Annotated in this window: 12 protein-coding genes; 9 read left to right on the forward strand and 3 right to left on the reverse strand. The window is 64.1% G+C overall.

Going from position 1 to position 19,455, the window contains the following annotated elements; translation table 11 throughout:
* The first annotated feature begins 7 nt into the window (after positions 1-7).
* From MON38_RS03460 to MON38_RS03495, 8 genes are all read left to right on the forward strand, one after another.
* The gene (locus tag MON38_RS03460) at positions 8-1,564 is read left to right on the forward strand and encodes a DUF4350 domain-containing protein (RefSeq protein ID WP_241934734.1); all 1,557 of its coding nucleotides are present in this window, start codon (positions 8-10) and stop codon (positions 1,562-1,564) included.
* Between the two features lie 130 nt (positions 1,565-1,694).
* Positions 1,695-1,958 carry a hypothetical protein gene (locus MON38_RS03465; protein ID WP_241934735.1) on the forward strand — a complete coding sequence of 88 codons (264 nt, stop codon included), beginning with the start codon at positions 1,695-1,697 and terminating at the stop codon, positions 1,956-1,958.
* 72 nt (positions 1,959-2,030) lie between these two features.
* The gene (locus tag MON38_RS03470; RefSeq protein WP_422388669.1) at positions 2,031-3,044 is read left to right on the forward strand and encodes an AAA family ATPase; all 1,014 of its coding nucleotides are present in this window, start codon (positions 2,031-2,033) and stop codon (positions 3,042-3,044) included.
* A gap of 2 nt (positions 3,045-3,046) precedes the next feature.
* Positions 3,047-3,592, forward strand: a complete 546-nt coding sequence (locus MON38_RS03475; RefSeq protein WP_241934736.1) for an NADAR family protein — start codon at positions 3,047-3,049, stop codon at positions 3,590-3,592.
* A gap of 2 nt (positions 3,593-3,594) precedes the next feature.
* The gene (locus MON38_RS03480) at positions 3,595-4,944 is read left to right on the forward strand and encodes a DUF58 domain-containing protein (RefSeq protein WP_241934737.1); all 1,350 of its coding nucleotides are present in this window, start codon (positions 3,595-3,597) and stop codon (positions 4,942-4,944) included.
* A gap of 112 nt (positions 4,945-5,056) precedes the next feature.
* Entirely contained in the window at positions 5,057-7,120 is a 2,064-nt protein-coding gene (locus MON38_RS03485; RefSeq protein ID WP_241934738.1) for a beta-N-acetylhexosaminidase, read from the forward strand.
* A 32-nt stretch (positions 7,121-7,152) separates the two neighbouring features.
* Positions 7,153-8,664 carry a hypothetical protein gene (locus MON38_RS03490; RefSeq protein WP_241934739.1) on the forward strand — a complete coding sequence of 504 codons (1,512 nt, stop codon included), beginning with the start codon at positions 7,153-7,155 and terminating at the stop codon, positions 8,662-8,664.
* 48 nt (positions 8,665-8,712) lie between these two features.
* Positions 8,713-9,330, forward strand: coding sequence for a 3'-5' exonuclease (locus MON38_RS03495; protein ID WP_241934740.1), 618 nt, complete (start codon positions 8,713-8,715; stop codon positions 9,328-9,330).
* Between the two features lie 97 nt (positions 9,331-9,427).
* Here the strand turns inward: MON38_RS03495 and MON38_RS03500 are convergent, their stop codons facing one another.
* Entirely contained in the window at positions 9,428-9,739 is a 312-nt protein-coding gene (locus MON38_RS03500; protein WP_241934741.1) for a hypothetical protein, read from the reverse strand.
* 239 nt (positions 9,740-9,978) lie between these two features.
* On the opposite strand from MON38_RS03500, the gene MON38_RS03505 reads away from it, so the two are divergent.
* Positions 9,979-11,475, forward strand: a complete 1,497-nt coding sequence (locus tag MON38_RS03505; protein ID WP_241934742.1) for a hypothetical protein — start codon at positions 9,979-9,981, stop codon at positions 11,473-11,475.
* A 21-nt stretch (positions 11,476-11,496) separates the two neighbouring features.
* Here the strand turns inward: MON38_RS03505 and MON38_RS03510 are convergent, their stop codons facing one another.
* Both MON38_RS03510 and MON38_RS03515 read right to left on the reverse strand, forming a co-directional pair.
* Positions 11,497-15,330 (reverse strand): hypothetical protein, encoded by a 3,834-nt coding sequence (locus MON38_RS03510; protein WP_241934743.1) that lies wholly within the window; start codon positions 15,328-15,330, stop codon positions 11,497-11,499.
* Positions 15,331-15,473: 143 nt separating this feature from the next.
* Positions 15,474-19,361 (reverse strand): sensor histidine kinase, encoded by a 3,888-nt coding sequence (locus tag MON38_RS03515; RefSeq protein ID WP_241934744.1) that lies wholly within the window; start codon positions 19,359-19,361, stop codon positions 15,474-15,476.
* Positions 19,362-19,455 lie beyond the last annotated feature (94 nt).

A 19,455-nucleotide genomic window follows, 5' to 3' on the forward strand; every position in this document is an offset into this window, starting at 1 on the left:
GCTCCCGATGAAGATGAATCTGCGCTGGTACCTGGGAGGCTTGTTGCTGCTGTTTGCGGCCTACGTGGCGCTGGAGTACAACCGCCCCAAGCCCATTGACTGGACGCCCACGCTGGTGAACAAAGACCGGATTCCGTACGGCACCTACGTGCTGTACGACCAGCTGCCGCGCCTGCTCGGCACCGATTCGGTGGCCACTTCGCGCCTGCCCATCTACAACCAGCTTACCGGCTTGTCGCTGGAAACCAGCGACGCGCTGGCCGAAGCGCAGCGTCGCACCGTGGTGGAGGATAATTCGGCGAACCGCCCGGCAGAAGCTGATTCGTCGGCAAACTTCGATACCGATGCTGAGACTGACTCGACAGCCGTTGCGGCCTCCGAGGCCACTGATTCGGCAGCCGCAACGGCCGAACAGCCGCCGAATAGTGCCGCTGGCAAAACAACCGCTGTTGAATCTGATACCGCAGAAACCGTGTCGGTGGCATCTGCCGATACCAGCGAAGCATACGAGGACGAAGACGAGGAGGAAGAAGTGGATTGGCAAACCGAAGCCTTGCTCCACACCCGCCCTAACTACCTGTTCGTCAACACCACGTTCAACGCCACGCCGGCCGACCTGCCCGTGCTGTTGCGCTACGCGGCGCTGGGCCACAACGTATTCGTCGTGGCCGAGAGCTTCCGCGACGCCGGCCAGGCGCTGCTCGATACCCTGGGCCTGCGCATCCGGCGCGTGCCGCTAACCACCCGACGCGGCCCGCGCGGCCTGCCCGTGCCCGATTCGGTGACGGTGCGCTTCAGCAACCCGGCGCTGGCCGGCCCGCGCTACCGCCTGCCGGGGGCCGATGCCGACCTGCGCTTTGCCACCGATTCGACGCACCCGCACCCCGCCTACGGCCCGGCCCGCGCGCTCGCGGCCGATGCGCAGGGCCGCCCGGTGCTGGTGCGCTGCGCCTACGGGCGGGGCTATATTTACCTCTGCACGGTGCCCATTGCCTTCACCAACCAGTTTGTGCTGCGGCCAGCCACCAGCCAGTTTGCCGCTACGGCGCTCTCCTACTTGCCGGCCCGCGCCACGTGGTGGGACGAGTACCAGAAGCAGGGCCGCGTGGGCAACCAGTCGCTGCTGCGCCTGATAACCACCCACGAAGCCCTGAACACGGCCTGGTACCTGCTGCTCATCGGCGGGGTGCTGTTTGTGCTGGTCGAAGCCCGGCGGCGGCAGCGTATCATCCCCACCATCAGGCCGCTCCCCAATACCACGCTTCTGTTCACGCGCACCGTGGCCAGCCTCTACCGCCAGGGCCGCAGCCACGGGGCCATTGCCGAGAAAAAAATCGGGCTGTTTCTGGATTACCTGCGCACCCGTTTCCAGGAGCCCAGCCCTGATTTTGGCGACGAGGCCTTCCGCGAGCGGCTCAGCCAGAAGTCGGGCCTGGCCCGGCCGCGCGTGGATGAGCTGTTGCGGCTGGTGAATTTTGCCCGCACCGCCCCTCAGCTCAACGACCAGCAGCTGCTGCAGCTAAGCCGGGCGCTGAGTGATTTTCGACGCGAAGCCGGCCGCTGATTTTGTTTTTGCACTGTGCCGGGAAACGCTCTTTTCAGTAAATTGAACAATTCCGCGAAAGCACCCTCATGACCAAATTGAGCCCCTTTTTTTTTCCTGAAACCACTTCTTTTTAACGCCTGCTAGTGTCATGCTCACCACCGAAAAGCTTCTGATTCTGCTCCGGTTCGATTGGGATGAAGCGTTGTTTCAGCAGCGTGGCTCGGCAGTGGAAAAGCAGTTGCTCGCTGGCCTCGACTGGGACAAATATGCTTCCTTGCTCCAGGATTTGCTGCTGGTATCGAAAAAATTAGTTGCTCCCAAATACGCCCGCACAGTGCACCAGCAGCTGTTAGCTGCTTGCGCCGACGAAGCCACCGCTCAAACTTTCATTGGCTACGCCAGCACCTTATAGATGGAACCTGAAAACTTAGACCCGATTTCCCAATCACCCACCCCAGCTTCGTTCGAAACGCCGGCTATACCAGTGGCTGCTGAAACGGCAGCTTCGGCAGCTGCTACCGGGCCGGAAAACGCCTTCGCCCCGCGCACCGACTTTGCCCGCCTCACGGCCCAGACCGAAGCCATTCGTACCGAAATCGGCAAAATCATCGTCGGCCAGACCGATTTGCTGGAGCTGCTGCTCACCGCCGTGCTGGCCGATGGCCACGTGCTGCTCGAAGGCGTGCCCGGTGTGGCCAAAACCCTCATGGCCAAGCTACTGGCCCGCACGCTGGCCGTGCCGTTCAGCCGCATCCAGTTCACGCCCGATTTGATGCCGAGCGACGTGCTGGGCACTTCGGTTTTCCGCCAGAACAAGGCCGACTTCGAGTTTCGGCCCGGCCCCATCTTCGCCAGCGTGGTGCTGATTGATGAAATCAACCGCGCGCCGGCCAAGACGCAGTCGGCCCTGTTTGAGGTGATGGAGGAGCGCACCGTGACGCAGGACGGCACCACCTACGCCATGCAGGAGCCCTTTCTGGTGCTGGCCACCCAGAACCCCGTGGAGCAGGAAGGCACCTACCGCCTGCCCGAGGCCCAGCTCGACCGTTTCCTCTTCAAGCTGCACGTGGGCTACCCCACGCTGGCCGAGGAAGTGCAGATTTTGCAGGGCCACCACAGCGGTTTCGGCGGCACCAACCTGGAGGCCGTGCAGCCCATTCTAAGCGCCGCCGACCTGGCCCAGCTGCGCCAGCAGGTGCGCCAGCAGCGCGTGGAAGCCAATATTCTGGAGTACATCGCCAAGCTGGTGGGCCAGACGCGGGCGCACAAGTCGCTGTATCTGGGCGCCTCGCCCCGCGCCTCGCTGGCCCTGCTGAACGGCGCCAAAGCCCTGGCCGCCCTGCGCGGCCGCGACTTCGTGACGCCGGAAGACGTGCAGTTTCTGGCCCCGAGCGTGCTGCGCCACCGCATCATGCTCACGCCCGAGCGCGAGATGGAAGGCGGCACGCCCGATGAGGTGGTGAAGCAGATTATTCAGAGTGTGGAGGTGCCGCGGTAAGCATGCAGTATTCCACCGAATGGCTGCTCGACCAACTGGCGCATGACGCACGCGTCAAATACCTGTTCTTCTGGGGGAATCAGCCCAGCAAGGACGGTACCATCACCAAATCCTGTCTCAGCCAGTGGTGGCTGGCCGATTTTATAGTGGCAGGCATCGTGTACCGGTCGACTGAACATTGGATGATGGCCGAAAAGGCGCGGCTGTTTAACGATGCTGAAGCTTTGACTCAAATTCTGGCCGCGAAGAGTCCAGCAGAGGCCAAGAAGCTGGGCCGCGAAATCCAGCATTTTGAACCCGAAACATGGGAAGAACGCAAGGTAGAAATTGTGATAACCGGCAACCGGCACAAATTTGGTCAGCACAAAGAGTTGGCAAAATTTCTGATTTCAACCGGTGACCGGGTGCTGGTGGAAGCGAGTCCAGTAGATACTATTTGGGGTATTGGCTTTGCCGCCGACTCGCCCGATGCCAACAACCCGGCCCGCTGGCAGGGGCCTAATTTATTGGGCTTCGCGCTAATGGAAGTTCGGGACCAGTTACGTTAATCATGACTCTCTTCCTCACTTCCCGCTTCTTCCAAGCCCTGGCCGCCATTGCCACCGGCTTCGTGGTGGCCTTTTTCCTGCCCTGGCTGCTGGGGCCGATGAAAATCACCCTCGGCCTGTTCGTGGTGCTGACGCTGCTCGATGCGCTGCTGCTCTACGCGCCCGCCAAGGGCCAGACTGCGCCAGTGTTTGGCCGGCGGGTACTGGGCGAGAAGCTGGCCAACGGCTCGGACAACGATGTGAGGATTTATCTTGAAAACCGCTACCGGTTTCCCATCCAGACCGAGACAATTGACGAGATTCCGCACCAGTTTCAGCGACGCGATGTGCTGTTCAAAACGGGCATAAAACCTGGCGAGACGCAGATTATCGACTACCAGCTACGGCCCACCAAGCGCGGCGAGTACGAGTTTGGGGCGCTGAATATCTACGCCGCGTCGCCGCTGGGGCTGGTGCGGCGGCGGTTTCGCTACGAGCAGGGCAAGGTGGTGCCGGTGTACCCGTCGTTTCTGCAGATGCGGCAGTATGAGCTGCTGGCCATTCACAACCGCCTGACGGAGGTGGGCGTGAAGCGCATCCGGCGCGTGGGCCACAGCATGGAGTTCGAGCAAATCCGGCCCTACGTGCCCGGCGACGACCCGCGCAGCATGAACTGGAAAGCCACCGCTCGCCGGGCCGGCACCGGGGCCGATGACGCCCTGGTGGTGAACCACTTCCAGGACGAGCGCGCCCAGCAGGTGTACTGCCTGATTGACAAGGGCCGCGTGATGCGGATGCCGTTCGACGGGCTGAGCCTGCTCGACTATGCCATCAATGCCACGCTGGTGGTCAGCAACATTGCCTTGCTCAAGCACGACAAAGCCGGCCTGCTCACGTTCTCGAACCAGCCCGGGGCCGCGCTGGCCGCCGACCGCCGGCCCGGCCACCTGCTGAAGCTGCTCGAAATCCTCTACCGCCAGAAAACCAAGTACCTCGAAACCGATTTCGAGCTGCTGTACGCCACGGTGCGGGCCAAAATCAAGCAGCGCAGCCTGCTGATTCTGTTCACCAATTTCGAGACGCTGCACAGCATGCAACGCCAGCTGCCCTACCTGCGCCGCCTGGCCAAAGACCACCTGCTATTGGTGGTGTTCTTCGAAAACACCGAGCTACGCACCTTTCTCGAAGCACCGGCCGACACCACGGAAGACGTGTATAACCAAACCATCGCCGAGAAATTTGCCCAGGAAAAGCGCCAGATTGTGCTGGAGCTGCAGCGCTACGGCATTTATTCGCTGCTCACCGCGCCCAAGGATTTGACGGCGAACACCATCAACAAGTACCTGGAATTCAAAGCCCGCGGCCTCATATAGCCCCCGGATTAGCTTGGATTTTAGCGGACTTCCCGGATTTTGTGCCCGTTGCCCTTTGGTTGTGGACGACATTTTGTAGGCGGCCGTGGGAAATCAATTTTGACTGAATACCATGCGAAAAGCTGATGGAGCGCAGAAATGGGGAAAATGGCTGGCACTGGGGCTACTACTGGGGCTGCTGACGCGCCCGGCAATGGCCCAAACGGCGCCCACCCTGCTGCCGCTGCCCGCCGAAGCCCGCTACGGCCAGGGCCGCCTGCCGCTGAAAGCCGCCCTGAAGCCGCTGCTGCCCGCATCCGTCGATGCGGCGGTGGCGGGCGCGGTGGGCCGCACCATTGGCCGCCTGTCGCCGGCCACGAAAACGGTTGGCACCGCCACGCTGCAAGTTCGCTACGGGCGGGTGGGCCGGCCCGAGAAGTTTGACGAGGAGCGGTATTCGCTACGCGTGACGCCGATGGGCGTGAGCATCGACGCGCCCACTAGCCTGGGCGTGCTGCGGGCGCTGGCCACGCTGGAACAGCTGCCGCGCCCCGACAAGAAAGGCCGCTACCTGCCCGAAGTCGACATCCAGGACCAGCCGCGTTTTGCCTGGCGCGGGCTGCTCATCGATGCGGCCCGGCACTTCATGCCCGTGGCCGTTATCAAGCGCAACCTCGACGGCATGGCGGCCGTGAAGCTGAACGTGCTGCACTGGCACCTCACCGACGACCAGGGTTTCCGCATCGAAAGCAAGGTTTTTCCGCGCTTGCAGACGGTGGGCAGCACCGACGGGCTGTTTTATACCCAGGCCGAGGTGCGCGAGGTACTGGCCTACGCGGCGGCGCGCGGCATTCGGGTGGTGCCCGAGTTCGATATGCCCAGCCACACCACCAGCTGGATTGTGGCCTACCCGCGCCTGGCCTCCAACGACTCGGTGTACGCGCCTTACACGAAGTGGCGCACCACCAACGTGGCCATCGACCCCACCCGCGAAACCACCTACACCTTCATCGATTCGCTGCTGACGGAGATGACGGCGCTGTTTCCGGACCCCTACTTCCACGCCGGCGGCGACGAAAACGACGGCCGCAATTGGCGGCGCACCCCGCGCATTGTGGCCTGGATGCAGGCCCACAACATGACGAAGGCCGACGGCAAAACCGTCGACAAGCACCAGCTGCAAACCTATTTCAACCGCCGCGTGCTGGCCCTGCTGCAACAGCACGGCAAAACCATGCTGGGCTGGGACGAAATCCTCGGCCCCGACCTGCCGAAAGAAGTCATCATCCAGAGCTGGCGCGGCAAAAAGGGCCTCAATGATGCCGTCAAGCTGGGCCACCCGGCGCTGCTTTCGAGCGGCTATTACCTAGATTTGAACCTGACCGCGGCCAGTTCCTACCTCACCGACCCGCTGCCACCCGATACGCCCCTCACGCCCGCCGAGCAGAAACTGGTGCTGGGCGGCGAGGCCGCGATGTGGGCCGAATTTGCCGACTCCACGGTGCTCGACTCGCGCATCTGGCCCCGGGCGGGGGCCGTGGCCGAGCGGCTGTGGTCGCCGCAGCCCGCCACCCAAAGCGTGGCCGATATGTACCGGCGGCTTAATGTCCTCTCCGCGCAACTCGAAACGCTGGGCCTGCGCCACCGCCGCGTGCCCGAGCTGTTGCTGAAGCAGCTGGCCGGCACGGGCAGCGTGGCCCCGCTGCGCACTTTGACCGAAGTACTTGAGCCGGTGAAGGAGTACAAGCGCCATTTCCAGGGCTTCGACTACACCACGGCCACGCCGCTGAACCGGCTGGCTGACGCCGCGCCGGCCGAATCGGAAGTGGCTCGCCGCTTTGCGGTGCTGGTCGACAGCGTGGTGACGGTGCGGCCCGGTGCGCCCGGCTTTCTGCCGCCGGCCCCGCGCCAGGTGGCGCTGCTGCGCGCCCAAGCCCTGCGCTGGCAGGCCAACGACGTGCTGCTGCAGCCGTTGATGGCCGCCAACCCCAGCCTGACGGAATATGCCCCACTCTCGGCCCGGCTGGCCGGCGTGGCGGGCGTGGTACTCGCCCGCCTCACGCAGCTGCAAGCCGGGCAGGCCCCGAGCGCCGCCTGGCTGGCCGCCACCCGCGCCACCCTTGATGCCGCGCAGGCCCCCGCCGGCCAGGCCGAGCTGGCAGTGGTGAAGGCAGCCCGCAAGCTGGCTGGGCTGTAGCAGCGCATCTTTGCGGCTCAACCGCTCCATTTGTGTTGCCTACTACTTCCCCTCTTCGGTTACTTATCCCGCGCCTGGGCATCGTTCTGGCCCTGGCTCCGTTTCTGCTGCTGTGCGCGTTCAACCAGCCGTTTTTCGACGACTTTCGCAACGGCACCTGGATGCGGGCCCACGGCACCTGGGGCGTGCAGGTCTGGCTGTTCCGCACCTGGAGCGGACGCTTCACCACCACGTTTCTGATGACGGTGCTGAACCCCGTGGCCTACGGCTGGCTGGGCGGCGTGAAAGTGGTAGCGGCCAGCATGCTCCTGGGGCTCTGGGCCAGCCTGATGCATTTGCTGCGGGCGTTGCGTTGGCCGCCCCTGGGGGTTAGCTACGCGCGGGGCCAGGCCTTTTGGGCAGCCGGGCTGCTGCTGGCGCTGTTCTGCAACGCGGCGCCCGCGCCGTTTTCGTTTCTGTACTGGTTTGCAGGCGCGCTGGTGTATCAGCTCACGCTCATTGCCTTGCTGAATTTCACGGCGCTGGCACTGCGCGCGGGCTGGGGCCCGGCGGCCGGGCGCCGCCGGGCCGCCCTGTGGGCCTGCCTGCCGCTGGGGCTGGCCCTGACGGGCAACGAACTGACCCTGGTGCAGGCCCTGCCGGTGCTGGCGCTGCTGGCCGTAGCGCTACCCCGCGCGGCGCGGCCGGCACTGGCAGCGTGGCTGCTCATCGCAGCACTGGCCATCACTGTAGCGGCCACCGCGCCCGGCAACTGGGTCCGCGCCACCGCCATGGCTCCACTTTCCGACCCGTATTATGACTACCGCTGGCTGGTGCTCATTCCGCGGTCGGTTTTGTCGATGACGTTGTTTCTGCTGAAACCGCTGAACGGGCTAAGCACGCTGGCTGCCGCCGCTGTGGGCTGGTGGGCCGGGCGGCAGGCCCGGGCAGCCGGCCCGGCCCTGCGCCCGCTCGCCCGGCCGCAGTGGCTGGCGCTGCTGCTGGCCTACGCGGCGCTCAATTTTCTCGGCTTCCTACTTTTTCGCTACCTGATAGTGGGTGCACCGCTGACGCGGGCGCAAAATGAGATTCTGCTGGTGCTGCTGGGCTCGACGGCCGGGCTGGGCTGGCTCGCAGGGCGGCACTTTGGCAGAGTCGCCGCAGAGTCAATCGCACCGCCACAGCCGCCGTTACGAAAGAACAGCCTGATTCGCGAGTTGCTGCTGCTCCTGCCAATGCTGGGGCTGCTGGCTGCCGGCCACGTGCCCCAGGCCTGGCGCGAGCTGACGACCAGCGCTGCTCCCTTCGATGCCCAGATGCAGGCCCGCTTCGCCGCGCTACGCGCTGCCCACCGCATCGGCGCGCCCAAGATTACGCTGCCTCCCCTGCGCTTGCCCTACGGCCATGTGCTGATTCCGCTTAGTCGGTTCAGCTCCGACATTGAGTTTGACATCGACCTGACGACCGGCTGCGAAGGCAACATCAACGGCGTGATGGAAAACTACTTTGAGGTGCCCGACGTGTGCTGCGACCCAACTGCTCCACCGCTGCCCACTGCGCCTTAACGAGCCCCGTGGTACCAATACGGCCCAACGGCGGCTAACTTGCCGGTTATGCAAGCAGAAATTTCCCGCGCCCTGGCCCGCCTCGACTTCTCGGCCATCGACTTCGAAACCGCCAACGAGCACCGGGCCAGTGCCTGCGCCGTGGGTGTGGTGCGGGTGCGCGGCGGCCAGATTGTGGAAACTTACGCCACGCTGCTGCGCCCCCGCGTGCTGCGCGTAGACTGGCGCAACCAGCAGGTACACGGCATTTCGGAAGCCGAGCTGCACCACGCCCCCACCCTGGCCGACGTGTGGCCCCAGCTGCTGCCCTACCTGCACCAGCAGCCCGTGGTGGCCCACAACTCGGCCTTCGATGTGAGCGTGCTCGAATACAGCTGCCGCGATTTCGGCCTGCCCGTTCCCGCCTTTCATGCGCTGTGCTCGGTGAAGCTGGCCAAGCTGTGCTGGCCTCATTTCGAGCGCCACAAGCTCGACCACGTAGCCGGGCAGTTCGGCATCCCGCTCAGCCACCACGATGCGCTGAGCGACGCCCGCGCCTGCGCCGAAATCACGGTACGCGCCTTCCGCTCGGGCACGGCGCTGCCGCTGTGCTACAAGCAGCGCGAGCTCACGGCCGGGCTGGCGGCCCGGGCGGCCAAGCAGGCAGCGCGGGCCCGGGTTGCCTAAGTCATCATTTGCTAATTGCCCCGAAACACAAGAGCCTGCGCCAAAATGACGCAGGCTCTTGTATTTTTTGTCCGACAAGCAATGGTAGATGCTTGTATTACTGGCAGATGGACAAAGCAAGTATCGGGCTGGGGTAACAACCCGATACCTTGATGTGGAAAAGAAGGAAAAGCGAACGGAAAGGCAGAAAAAAGGTGATTACCAAGGCGTGGCGCCGGCCGGCTGGACGGTATTGGTAGCGTGCTGGCGCAGATAATAGCCGGGCTGGCAGCAGGTATTTTGAATATTTTAGTAGCACCTTGAGAACAAGATGCAGCAATACGTTATCCTTATTTAAATAATTGATAATGAGGTATTTTTTTACAAATTTAGTTTGTCCTGCAACGAATAAAAAGGAAGGATTGGCCATTTTGAGGACAACGAATTTGGCCATCTAACCGGACCAGAACGCAATATTTAACACCTATAATCTGTTCACAGCAACGCCAAAGCTGATTCATCAGTATTGTCAACGAACAGAAAATGGTCTTTTTAAGGACATTCAGAGGCAGGTATCAGCGAGGAATTTTGTGGCTCCAAACTGAGTATTGCGGAGTTCCGCGTCCAGAACGGGCCTGCCTGTAATTCGCCAACAACCGTTGCGGCAACATGAACGAACTGGCCAACCTGGCGCAAATTGTGACCTCCCGCCGACTAACGGCTCTTCCGATTATTGATTTCGACCAGACGGCGGATAGCCGCGAAAGCCAGCTCGTGGACATGCTGCTGGCGGGTGGCGCCCGCACGCAGGTGCAAGCCGCCAAAGCGCTATACGGCCAGAGCACGGCGGCCAACATCGTGGCCCTGAAACGCCTGAAAAGCCGCGTGCAGGCCAAGCTGCTCAACCACCTCTACTTTCTCGACCACAGCAACCCGCTCAGCCTGGTATCGCGCCGCTACCAGATGACGTGTCTGGATTTGCTGCACAAAGGCACCGCGCTCTATACCGAGGGCGACTACGTGCTAAGCCAGCGCCTGCTGCGCCGCTGCCTGACGGAAGCCCAGGCCGGCGAGTTCACGGCCTACGCGGTGCAGAGTGCCCGCCAGCTCTGCACCATTTACGCGCAGCTGAACAAGCCGGCCGCTTACCGCCAAATGGACCTCCTGCTGCAAAAGAGCCTGAGCGTGCAGCAACTGGAAGACGAGGCGGAGCGTCTCTACACCAGCACTTTGCTGACGATGTCGGGGCCGGTGAAAGGCCGCCGGGCAATGCTGCCGCAGATGCCCGAGCGCCTGCGCCAACTGGAGTCGCTGCACCGACGGGCCAACACGTTCAGCACCTTTTTTCTGCTCTATCGGCTGCGGCTGATGCACGAGGAACTGCTGGGCAACTTTGCCGAACTCATTCGCCTGACCGGCGCGGCCGCCCGCCAGTACCGCCAGGGCAAGCTGAATGCCCGCCGCTTCGACCTGCGTTTCAACACGTTCGCGGGCATTACGGCCTATTTGCGCGGCCGCCAGGCCGCCAAAGGCCTGCGCCTGGCGCAGGAAGGGCTGCGGCTGTTTGCTTCGTCGTCGGGCAATTGGTTTGTGTTTCAGGAAAACCACGTGCTGCTGGCCCTGCACACCAAAAAATATGATTACGCGCAACAGCTGCTGCGGGAGGTGGCCCAAAACCCCGCCGTGGCCAAGCTCCGACCAGCCGACATGGAGCGCTGGGATTTGTACCGGCGCTACGCCGATTTTGTGGCGCCGCCGGCGCAGCCCGCGGCCGCGCTGCTTCCCAACAAATGGGCCCTGATGCTGCCCGAGCAAAGCCGCGACAAGAGCGGGCTGAACGTGGCCATTCTGGTGTTGCAGCTGCTGCATCATCTGCGCCAGCACAACCTCGACGAAGCATTGGTGCGCCTGGAGCGGCTGCGCAAGTACCAGCAACGGCATTTGCACGCCGACAGCTCGTCGCGCAGTCGCTTGTTTCTGCGCCTGCTGCGTGGACTGGCCGACACGGGTTTCGACCCCGCCAAGGCCCGCCAACGCGGGCGCGCCACCCTCGAAACCCTGAGCCACACGCCCAACCCCGGCGAGGCTTTTGCCGAGGTCGAAATCATTCCCTACGAGCACCTCTGGGAGTTGGCGCTGCAACAGCTGCACTCGGCAAAAAAGTGAGCACCTGGTCTGAGCTCCACCTTAAAACAGCACCGCTACCTGCATGCGGCCAGTATGCACGGTGTTGAGGTTGCTGGCTTTGCGGCCGTCGTAGGCGAGCGTAATGTTGAGGCCGTTGCTGAGGCGCTGTTCCACGTTAAGGTTCCAGGTGAAGTTGCTGCCGGGGCGCAGGGCGTTGAGGATTTCGATGGCGACCACCGAGTTGAGAGCAGCTGGGTCGGCATCGAATTTTACGCGGGTGTAATGCGTGGCGGCCGATACGGTGCGCTTGCTCACCTGGCTCAGGCGGGCTTCGAGGCCCAGGTCGTCGAAGATGCCGGGGTGGGTTTCGGCGGGCGTGGGGGTTGGTAGCGTGGGCAGCGTGGCGAAGGTGTTCTGCTTGCGGGTGTGGGCGTAGGTGCCCGTGAGGCGCAGCGCGGGCGTGGGCTGGTAGCTGATTTCGGGCTGCACGGTATAAATCAGCAGGCGGTAGTTGCGCGTGACGAGGTAGTCGCTGGTGGCCTCCCGAATGTCGCGCGCGGCCGTGAGCCGCCCCGTGAACGTGGTGGCCAGCGTGCGCCGCAGCAGCAGGCTCTGGGTGCTGAGGTTGCGCAAATCGAAACCCTGCACCAGCTGGGTTTTCTGCTGGGTTTGCTGAAATGTGAGTTCGGCCCCGAAGATGGGATTCGAGCGGTTGAAGTACAGGGTGTTGCGAAACAGCTGATTGAAGGCCAGCAACTGGGCATCTTCCTTATCGAAGCTCAGCGGGCTGAGGCGTTTGAACACCGAGGGGTCGGTGGTGCGGCGGTCGACGGTGATGCTGGTGAGCGTGGCGAAGCGCGAGGCCACCGCGCGCCAGCCGCCGGCCTCGCGCCAACCGCGCGGCGCGGCCGTGGTGAGGCGGTAGGCCAGCCGGTTGGTGTAGGCTGTGATGTAGTCTGTGGTTGGCAAATACACTTTGATGAAGGTGCGGTACTGCGCATCGGGCGTCTGGGCCTCGAAGAATTCGTCTTTGTCCTGCGCGCCGTTCTTGTTGAGGTCGCCGGCGTAGTAGTGCGTGCCCTGCCCGGCCGGCACGGCCAGAAACGAATAGTCGCGCTTGAGCTCGCGGCCAGTGGCCACGCTGTAGTTGAGTTCCGAGCGCACCTGGTTTTGCAGCAGGCCCACGTTGTAGAACAGCTGGCCGAGCACCGTGCGGTTGCGGGCCAGGCCCAGCGAGTCGAGGTCGCGGTAGGTGCCCAGCACGCGCACGTCCTGGTTTTTGCCCAGCCGGCTGGCCAGCGTGCCCTGCCAGGTTTGGGCGGTGCCGCGCCGCTGCAGTTGCGTCTGCTCGCGGTTCGGGGTCTGGTCGCGCCGATAGGTGTAGTCGAGGCGGAACTGGGTGCGGGCCGAGTCGCGGCTCTGGATGAACACGTCGTGCTCATCGAAGTAGTTGGCCGAGCGGATGGTGTCGGTGCGGGTCGAGCTTACCAGGTTTTTGTCAAAGCGGTAGGCGTAGCCAGGCACCACGCGGCCGCCTACGTAGCGCCCCGTGGCCTCGCCCCGCGCCCAGCTGGAGCTGTAGCGCCCGGCCTGCGAGTTCAGCAGAAACAGCGAGCCGCGCATTTGCAGGTTGCCCACCTGCTGGGCGGCATCGAGCCAGTGCTGCACGCCGTTCACCTCGCCGGGCCGGAATCGGCGGCTCAGGCGGTAGTTCACGCTGTTGTTCAGGTCGCGGCTGGCGCCCAGGCTGAAGTTGAAAATGTTGTCTTCGCGGGCCACGGCGGCGGCCCCCACGTTGGCCGTGTTGCTCACGTTGCTCCAGTTGCGGTCAAATTCGATGTCGCGGTAGCGGTCAATCGGCGCGAAGCGTTTACCAGTATACTCGTAGTCCATCGTCGAGCGCAGGCGGTAGCCGCGCAGCACACCGGCCGCCAAGGCCTCGGGCAGGCGGCGGTCCTGCACCACGTAGCCCACCCGGAAAGCACCGTCCTGGTCGCTCACCGGCGAAAAGCGGTTGCGGTCGAGCCGCGAGCGGGCTGCATCCACAAATACCGTCGTGCTGCTATCCACCTGCAGGCTCACGCCCACCGTGGCCATCTGCTTCAGCAGCGGCGTCGGAATGCGGCGCACCGGCAGGTAGCGCCCCTGGCCCGTGCCCACGTACTTATACACGCGCCCATTGCTGGTTTGGTCGGCCACGTCGGTCGAAAGAATGTAGTCGCCGCTGCCCTGTCCCACGTCCGTAAAGCGCACCGAGTACACGCCACGCAGCGTATCAGCCCCCACGGCCCGGTTGAACTGGCCGGTGCGCGGGTCGCGCCGGTACAGCACCTGCGCGCGCGAGTAGGCCACCGAGTCGCCGCCCGCTACTTCGGCCACGGCCACGTTGCCGGCGCGGCGCAGCCGCCGCAGCACCGTGGTATCGTTCAGGTTCAGGTTGAGGGCGTTGTTGGGGTTGTCGGCTTCCTGGTAGAAATTGCCGTGCACGCTCAGGCGGCCCAGCTGCTGGTAGTGGCTGGCGGCCACCAGCGAGCGCGAATAGTTGAGGTCGGAATACTCGAAATCAATCTTAATGCGCGAGTTGCGCGTGATGAGGTGGCGCGGCGTAAACGTGACTTCGGCCAGGTTGTAGTCGATGGTGTAGTCGGCATCGAAGCCCCGGGTTTGCAGGCGGCCGTCGAGGTACACCTTCTCCGAGTTGGCCAGCACGATGATGAACTGCTCGCCGTTGGGCCCATTCAGGCGGTACGGCCCCTGCACGTTCTCAATCGGCGGCACGTCGAGGCTGGCGAATTTGCCCTTCGCCACCCCGCCCGCCACCGACGTGGACGAGCGCCACACCAGCCCCTTGCGCACGCCACTGGCTGCTACGGTGCGGCCGGCCAGCGGGGCCTGGTCGCCCAGCGACAGCGGCGGGGCTACGCCAGGCACCTGCCGGTTAGGGTCCGTGAGTTGGGGCTGGCTGATGGCGGGCGGGTTGAGCGTGGCCGGCGAGGGCCCGGCAATGCCGCCGCCCGGCACTTGCCCAGCCACGCCGTTTAGGAACGTGGCGTTGGCCACGCCCTGGCTCGCGCCGTAGCCGGCCAGGCCGATGATGGGCGGGCCGAAATTGGCCTCGGCCGCCGCGCCCTGAATGTTTTTGTAGTAGCGTAGGAAGTAGTCGGGCTTGTTGCGCAGCACTACGTCGCCGGCCGTCAGGTTCCAGATGGGGTTGGTGAGGGTGAGGTAGATTTTATCGAACTGCTGCAGCTGCTGGGTGTTGCCCTCGGGCTGAAAAGGCACGTTCTGGTCCGAAATCGCGGCCGTGAGGTGGATGTTCTCGGCCAACTGGCCTTCCAGCTGCAGGTTCAGAGCCGAATTCACAAACACGTTCTGGGTGTTGCCGAAGCTCAATCCACGCGACAAATTCCCCGTTTTGCTAATGCCCGGCGTGTTCAGAATCTGTTCCTTCACCGAGAAATCCTCAAACCGCATGGCCCCTTGCCGAAACCCGAGGCTGTCCATCAAACTGCGCGGCCGCCGAAACCGGGCCGCCGTGAGGCGCAGCGGCAGCACCCGGTAGCACACCAGCAGCGAATCGGGCCGCGCCGTACCGCTGCTATCGCGCGGGGCCGGCCGCACCCAGCGGTACCGTTCCGTGCGGCCGTCATAGTCCAGCCCACGCCCGTTGGCTAGCACCGACGACGGCACAATGGTGAGCGTATCCGTCAGCGCGAAACTGGTCGTATCGCGCCCCAACGCCAGCCGCACCCAGCGGCAGCGGCGGGTGCTGGGCGGCGGGGTCGTGCCCGGTGGGGCCGGCCGCACCTGCGCCCGCACTTCCGTTTTCATCAACAACAACGCCGCCACGAGCAGGCCCACCAGGGGGAAGCACAGACGTAAGCGACGAATCATGCGGTAAAGGTCGGGGTTGGCAGGCGCACAACGTACCACCGGCAAACTTTGGTGCCCGGCTCCCGTGCCCGGCTTGCTGGAATTCTTGCCGTACTTCCCAAACGATTTGTTGGACCTGCCGGACGACTGGTTGCCAGCGCCGCCTACCCCGCCAGCGGCAACTCAATAAAAAAGTCCGTGCCCTCTCCTACCCGTGTTTCAAACCAGATTTTACCGCCTGCGCTCTCGATGCCGCGCCGGGCTACGGCCAGCCCGATGCCCGAGCCGGTTTCCTTGGTGGTGAAGTTGGGCACGAAAACCTTTTCGCGCACGTCGTCCGGAATGCCCGCCCCATTGTCGCGGATGGCCACGCGCACGCGGCCGGTGCCCACGTAGGCCAGCGAAACGTCGATGTGCGGGGCGCGGCCTTCGGGCACGGCCTGCCGGGCGTTTATCAGCAGGTTGTTGAAGGTGCGCACCAGCAGGCTTTCGTCGGCATATACCGTGTAGCGGCCGGTTTCGGCATCGGGCGGCAGGTGCAGGTCGAGGGCGCCGTCGTCGGCATCGGGCTGGTGCAGGCCGGCGCAGCGCCGCAGAATCTCGGCCACGTCGAGCCGCTCGGGGCGCATGGCTGGCAGGTTGGTGAAGGTGCTGAAGCTGGTGGCAATGTCGCTCAGCACGTCAATCTGGGTGATGAGCGTTTGGGAGATGCGCCCAATTAGCTCCTCCGAATTGGGCCGGCGCTCGGCAATGGCTTTCTGCAGAAACTGCAGGCTCAGCTTCATCGGCGTGAGCGGGTTCTTGATTTCGTGGGCCACCTGCCGGGCCATCTCGCGCCACGCGGCCTCCTTTTCCTGGGCGGCCAGCTCGCGCTTGCTGGCCTCTAGCTTGGTGAGCATGGTGTTGTACTCGCGCACCAGCAGGCCGATTTCGTCGTCGGAGCTGCGGTAGTCGAGCAGCTCGTTTTCGCCCGTCAGAGTAGTTTGCGTCAGCTTTTCGGTGATGAGCGTAAGCGGAGACGTAAGCTGCCGCGCCGCCACGTAAGCCAACCCCAGGAAAATCAAAAACATCAGCGTGAAGATGTTCAGAATCGTGGTAAATAGCTCCGTCAGCTTGGTATTGAGGGCCTTCTCCGAGTCGAAGAACGGGATGCCTACGTAGCCCAGAATGGGCCCGGTAGGCGAAGCCAATTCATCGGCCGACGACCCATCATCGTCATCAAATGGCGACTTAACCGAGTACCTGGGTTTAGCAGTACCGCTCCTTCGGCCAATGGCGTGGCCGGCCAAATCGGCCACCACTTTCTCGCCCGCGCCAGCCCGCACCGGTAGATACAGCGAGTTGAAGGAGAGCGAGCCGGCCCGCTCCGTCAGCAGCGCGCGGGGCCGGTTGCGTTCGCGTAGGGCTACCATCGCCTGTGGGTTCAGCAGCGGCCCGAGCAGGCCAGCATCGAAAATCAGCGGCTGGCTGCTGGAGAGCAGCTCGCCGTGGGCATCGTAGAGGTTAAGGTCGGTTTCGGTGAGGGCCGCCACGTTCTTGGCCAGCGCCGCCAGCGTGGGCCGCGCCGTGCTATCAGACAGCAAATGGCGCTGCCGGCGCAGGCTTTCCAGCGCCAACTGCCCGCGCCGCTCGTAAGTACGGGCCAAATCGCGCTTGTAGGAGGCAATGAGCTGGCTGGCCGTGGCCAGGCTCACCACCAGCAGCGGCACCACAATGCCCACGTTCAGCAGCAGCTGAATGCGGGTGCTGAAGTTGAGGCGCGGCAAAGCCTGGTCGCGCACCAGCAGCCCCACCGCCCCCAGCACCAGCCAGAAACCCGCCGAAAGCAGAAACTGAAACGAGAAGTTGGCCAGCCAGTCGCCCACCGAGTAGGTTGCCGTCGTCACCACCACCGTGCGGTCGAGCGAGCCGTGCACCCCGAAGTGCTGGTAGCCCTTGCGCGCGAGGCCGGTGGCGTAGAGGCGCGGGTCGGCCAGCAAGTCCGCAGAAAGGCGGTTGGCGTAGTCGAAATCGCCCTCGCTGTATACCAGTTGGCCGTGGTTGTAGCCCGCGTAGCTGAGCTCGGTGGCCAACCCGGGCTCGAAGTACTTCTGGTCGACCAGCAGTTCGGGCAGTACGCTGTACGAAGTCAGTTTCTTAAGCGACAGCTCCACGCGCACCGCGCCCAGCGGCAGCCCAATACCATTCACCCGCTGGCCGGGCACGGTGATATAGGCCACGTAGCGCCGCGTCCCAAACGGGTTGTCCGATTGCATCAGAAACACGCCGGCCTGGCCCGTAGCCGTAGCCGTGCGCGCCGTGATGATGCGCGCTGCCAGCAGATTGGGCGTGCCCGGAGCTACGCCAATGGCATCGCCGGGGGCATCGTAGAGGGTGATATTGCTTTCGTACTTGTCGAAATAGTCGCTCAGGTACTGCCGGGCAATGCGCTCGCGCACCGCGTCGGGGTTGCCGAAAGCGGCCGTCAGTGAGCGGCGCACGAAAGGGTCGGCTGCAATTTTGCGCATCTGCTCGCTCAGCAGAAATTCCCCCTGGAAATCATTGTCAATCAGTAGGTTGCCAGCCAGGCGCTGCTTATCTACCAGTAGTTGTTTCTCGAAATGCGCGTACAGCGCCAGCGCACCCGTGGCCGAGGTAAGCGCCAGCAACAGCACCACCAGCACCGAAGCCTGGTAGCTGCCTGGCCCGGGCGTGGCCTTCAGGTTCACGGCCCGCACCAGCGTTGCGAACAACAGCAGCACGCCCGCCAGCAGCAGCCACGGCTCGCCCAGCACCAGCCCGATGCCCAGCATGGGCAGGGCGGCGGCTAGGGGCGCCCACAGCAGCACTCGGCGCGGCACGTGGCGCAGCACCGCCCCAGCCGCCTGCGTCAGGCCGAATAAGCCCGTCAGCCAGGCGGCGGTGTGCAGCAGCACGGCCAGCCCCAGCACCACCCAGAAACTGCTGGGCTGCACGTTGCGGCTCACGTCGAGGCTCAGCTGTGAGCTGCCGAAAGCAGTGGTGTAGTAGCCAAACAACAGCCCCAGCCAGCCCGCGAAGGCAACGCCAATGGCCGCCGCTGCAAGTAACTGGCCCTGCAGCCGGGCCGGGGCGGGCAAGCGGCTGGGTACGTCGTAGCGCCGCCACAGCGCCACCGCGCCGCCCGCTACCAGCAAAGCCAGCAGGGCATCGAGCAGCAGGTCGCCCAGCGACGGGGCCCACCACGCTGCCGCATACACGCGCGGGTCGAACAGCGGCAGCTCGATGAACGAGTACGGCAACCCCAGAAACAGCAGCACTTCGCGCAACAGCAGCAGCGGCAGCACCAGGGCCGCCACCGCCCGCCGGCTCCGGCGGCGCTGCCACCAGCGCCAAGCCAGCAGCAGCCAGCCGGCCGCATACAGCAGGCTACCCAGCAACAGCAACCCTAGCGGCACATATTGCCCCGTAAGTGGGTTGGGCTGCAACCGCCGAATGGAAAACAAGTAGTCGCCGCTGGCCGATTCGAACCGGGGCTGAACGCGGCTATCAGCCACAACCTGCAGCTCCAGTCCCCGAAACAGGGCCTGCTCGTCGCCCTCACGCAAATACCGGTTGCTGATGCCGTAGTGACGCTCCAGCGGCAGATACATGAGAATCAGAAACCGCCCCACTGGCCGCCGCAGCTGAATAAAATGCCCCAGCGGGGTTTCAATCAGCCGCTCGGGGTTGGCCGGGGCGGTTTCAGCTTCGGGCCGCAGCGTGGCATCCGACCAATACTTCAGGGTGCCGTTTTCCAGCACGCAGGTTGGGTAGGTCGTTTCACGCAGTAGCAGTTGGAAGCTGTAGGGGCCGCGCTGGAGTTGCGCGGCTACGGTATCGGCCTCGCGGTAGGCGGTGGTTTCGGCCACCCGTACCAGGTCCTGCAGGTGGGCCACGTCGGTGCGCTGCACCACGGCCGGGGCCTGGCCGTAGCGGCTGGCCAGGTAGCCTCCCACGAAGCACAAGGCCGCCGCCAGCAGCAGCAGCCACGGCAAGCGCTGCCGCCGGGGCATGGCTTGCAGGAGGGAAGAAAAGCGAACGGGAGTGCGCAAGCAGGCAGAAGTCAGGTCAGGAATAGGGCGAAAACAGGCCGCTCGCTCAAAGAAAGCCAGTAAGCACGAAAGCAACGCGCCGGCCTCAGCAGCC

The sequence above is a fragment of the Hymenobacter cyanobacteriorum genome, assembly GCF_022631375.1.
In the GTDB taxonomy this organism is placed as follows: domain Bacteria; phylum Bacteroidota; class Bacteroidia; order Cytophagales; family Hymenobacteraceae; genus Hymenobacter; species Hymenobacter cyanobacteriorum.